The sequence below is a fragment of the Jiella sp. M17.18 genome (genome assembly GCF_041027365.1).
Taxonomy (GTDB): domain Bacteria; phylum Pseudomonadota; class Alphaproteobacteria; order Rhizobiales; family Rhizobiaceae; genus VKMB-3413.
On the sequence record NZ_JBFTEH010000054.1, the window covers coordinates 1 to 775 of the forward strand.

The following is a 775-nucleotide window of genomic DNA, read 5'->3' on the forward strand; positions in this document are numbered from 1 at the left end:
ACCTCGATCATCCCCGCTGGATCGAGGTCCTTCCCAATGGCGACGTCCTCGTGGCGGAATCGAAGGAACAGCCGGAGACGCCGCGCAGCCTCATGGACCACGCGCAGCAGGCCACGATGCGTCGCGTCAAGGCGATCGGCGAGAGCGCCAATCGTGTCACCCTTTGGCGTGACGCGGATGGGGACGGTGTCGCCGAGCGCCGTGAGGTCTTCGTGGAAAACCAGAACCAACCCTTCGGCATGGCGCTGGTCGGCGACAAATTCTACCTCGGGAACACGGACGGCATTCGGCGTTTCGGCTACCGGCCAGGCGATACGAGCCTCAAAGGCGATGGTGAAAAGCTCGTCGATTTCAAGCCGCACGGGCACTGGACCCGCAGCCTGATCGTCTCGCCGGATCGGACGAAGATCTACGCCGGCGTCGGATCGCTGTCGAACATCGGCGACAAGGGGATGGCCGAGGAAGAAGGGCGTGCGGCGATCTGGGAACTGGACGTTACCACCGGAAAGGCGCGGATTTTTGCCTCCGGGCTGCGCAACCCGGTCGGTATGGCCTTCGAGCCGGTCACGGGGAAGCTCTGGACCGTCGTCAACGAACGCGATGGGCTGGGCGACGAAACGCCGCCTGACTACCTGACCTCGGTCGAAGAGGGTGGGTTCTACGGCTGGCCCTACTGCTACTGGGGCATGACCGTGGACGATCGTGTCCCGCAGGCGCCGGAGCTCGTAGCCCGTGCCATCCAACCGGATTATGCTCTCGGCGGCCACACCGCATC

General features: G+C 64.5%; 1 protein-coding gene. It reads left to right on the forward strand.

What is annotated here, in order from left to right; genetic code table 11:
• The coding region (locus tag AB5S17_RS23430) for a sorbosone dehydrogenase family protein (protein WP_369243582.1) at positions 1–775 on the forward strand (775 nt) is incomplete at both ends.